The organism is Bartonella sp. AP65SXKL (assembly GCF_042195725.1).
Lineage (GTDB): Bacteria > Pseudomonadota > Alphaproteobacteria > Rhizobiales > Rhizobiaceae > Bartonella.
In genome coordinates this window covers 1-1,069 of sequence record NZ_JBHIOW010000070.1, presented here as the reverse complement: position 1 = coordinate 1,069, position 1,069 = coordinate 1, and the positions used below count along the sequence as shown (strand labels likewise).

Below are 1,069 nucleotides of genomic sequence, written 5' to 3'. Positions count from 1 at the left end.
TCGAACCTTCCGCTGCCGTGTTATTGAGTTGATCGACCACCAAATTCAACGTGCCACCCGCTTGGACAAGACCAGGAACGCTCTCCAAAGCTTCTGAACCAATCTGGCGATCCTTGCCATTGGCTATATCTAAAGAAACATCGCGGCTTCCATCAGCTTTATAGCCATAACAATAACCATCCTGGGTATTGGCATTACAACCCATATAGGTTTTTTTATAAGCCGTTGCACCTAAATTGGTCAGCGTCTTGGCTTGGATATCGGCATTTCCCCCTGCTCTCATAGTGCTATAATGGTTGTCAATGGTATCAGCGTTAATGATGAGATTGCCACTAGATTGTATTACCCCCGAAACAGTTGGTTTATGCGAAAATGCTTGTGTGACAGTCTTTTCTGTCATATGTGACCAGTGTTTGTTTATTGACCAGATCCCTCCTGCCTTCCACCTATCACCATTCCATCGATACTGTTCTACAGAGTTTCTTTCGTCAATATATTTCCAAGTAAATGCCTTATAGACTGTTCCATCGCTTGAAATTGCGGTGCCATAGGTTTCTTCTTTACTATTCCAAAGTGGATTATCTAAGTAAATGTATAAGTGTCCTTTCCAAACTCCGTTATCATCTTGATGTTCGTGCCCTTGTCCCCAAAGACCAACTTTCGCATCATGATATAACATCCCATCACTGAGTTGATCAGAACCCTTTGGTCTTTGGAAAGAAATATCGCTATATTCCGTTTTTTCCGTGATGACAGGCGTGCTATCAGCTTCGTTTTTCAGGGTGTTGGTTTGGATATTTAAGTTTCCACCAGCTTGAATAAAGCCTGCTTTGTTGACAAGCGAAAGGCTTTTTCCGCTGCCAGCCGCATTGGTGAAACCCAAATCACCCTCTGCCATTATGGTGCCAAAATCATTCAACAAAGCCCCATCAACTTGTAAAGCACCATTGCCCTTCACATAGATTAAACCCGTTTTGTTGTTGGTCACATCCCCCGTCACGCTAAAGACTAAATCCTGCCCCGATGCCAATTGACCGCTATTTCCAAGCTCCCCCGTTTTGATCACGAA

At 43.7% G+C, this 1,069-nt stretch carries 1 pseudogene; it reads right to left on the bottom strand.

Going from position 1 to position 1,069, the window contains the following annotated elements:
* Positions 1–1,069, bottom strand: a pseudogene (locus ACFIMP_RS09720) (hemagglutinin repeat-containing protein); the annotation flags it as partial.